Annotated in this window: 1 protein-coding gene; it reads right to left on the bottom strand. The window is 59.4% G+C overall.

Going from position 1 to position 1,223, the window contains the following annotated elements:
* Positions 1 to 88 precede the first annotated feature (88 nt).
* Positions 89 to 1,009 carry a recombination-associated protein RdgC gene (gene rdgC, locus ACODSJ_RS24700; protein WP_024779702.1) on the bottom strand — a complete coding sequence of 307 codons (921 nt, stop codon included), beginning with the start codon at positions 1,007 to 1,009 and terminating at the stop codon, positions 89 to 91.
* Between the last annotated feature and the right edge of the window lie 214 nt (positions 1,010 to 1,223).

The following is a 1,223-nucleotide window of genomic DNA, read 5'->3' as shown; positions in this document are numbered from 1 at the left end:
CGATAGCGGTACGACAGCCACAGAAATGTTGACTGATCTTCCGCTATCGCGAGCAGGCTCGCTCCCACAGGGGGTAAGCCGTTGGCGGTTAGATCCCCTGCGGGGTCTCTTCCCCACCCAATGCTTCAACCAGTGCCGGCAGGAACTCGCCGAAGGTCAACATCATCAGCGTGAAGCTGGCATCCAGTTGGCCGAGGGCTTCGTCGCCGCCGTCCTGTTCCGCCTGGTCTTGCAACAGGTCTTCGAACTTCAGGCGCTTGACCACCATCTTGTCGTCGAGCACGAACGACAGCTTGTCCTGCCAGGCCAGCGACAGTTGCGTTACCACCTTGCCGGTGTTCAGGTGCAGCTGGATTTCGTCGCTGGTCAGGTCCTGGCGCTTGCAACGCACGATGCCGCCGTCTTCGTGGGTGTCGCGCAGCTCGCACTCGTCCAGCACGAAGAAATCGTCCGCGGCTTTCTGGGTCTTGACCCAGTCGGTCATGATGGCGGTCGGGGCAGTCTTGACCGTCAACGGGCGCACCGGCAGCGAGCCGATGACTTCACGCAAGGTCGACAGCAGGTCTTCGGCGCGTTTCGGGCTGGCGGAGTTCACCAGGATCAGGCCCTGTTTCGGCGCGATGGCGGCGAAGGTGGACGAGCGACGAATGAAGGCGCGCGGCAGGAACGCCTGGATGATTTCATCCTTGATCTGGTCGCGCTCTTTCTTATAGACCTTGCGCATCTGCTCGGCTTCGATCTCTTCGACTTTTTCCTTCACTGCATCGCGCACGACGCTGCCCGGCAGGATGCGTTCTTCCTTGCGGGCCGCGATCAGCAGGAAGTCCTGGCTGACGTGCACCAGCGGCGCATCTTCGCCCTTGCCGAATGGCGCGACGAAACCGTAAGTGGTCAACTCCTGGCTTGCACAGGGACGCGCCAGTTTGCTGGCCAGTGCAGTTTCCAACGCCTCGGCATCAAAAGGCAGATCTTGGGTCAGGCGATAGATAAGCAGGTTTTTGAACCACATGGGGCGAATCTCTCCTTTATACAAAGGGGGGCATTATTCTCTTCGCGGCGCTGTAGGCCAACCCTTCGCTAAGCCTTTGGAAGGCCTGAGAAAATTAATTTAAAAAGTGCTTGCCAGGGTTGAGGGCGCTCCGTAGAATGCGCGCCACACCGAAAGCGAAGGGTGATTAGCTCAGCTGGGAGAGCGTCTGCCTTACAAGCAGAATGTCGGCGGT

It is taken from the genome of Pseudomonas sp. FG6 (genome assembly GCF_057809015.1).
Note: the sequence above shows the minus strand (reverse complement) of the source record. Positions and strands in the feature narration are given on the sequence as shown.

Bases quoted from the DNA above. Each gene is read 5' to 3' on its own strand.
- rdgC (WP_024779702.1), bottom strand. From the start codon at position 1,009: ATGTGGTTCAAAAACCTGCTTATCTATCGCCTGACCCAAGATCTGCCT.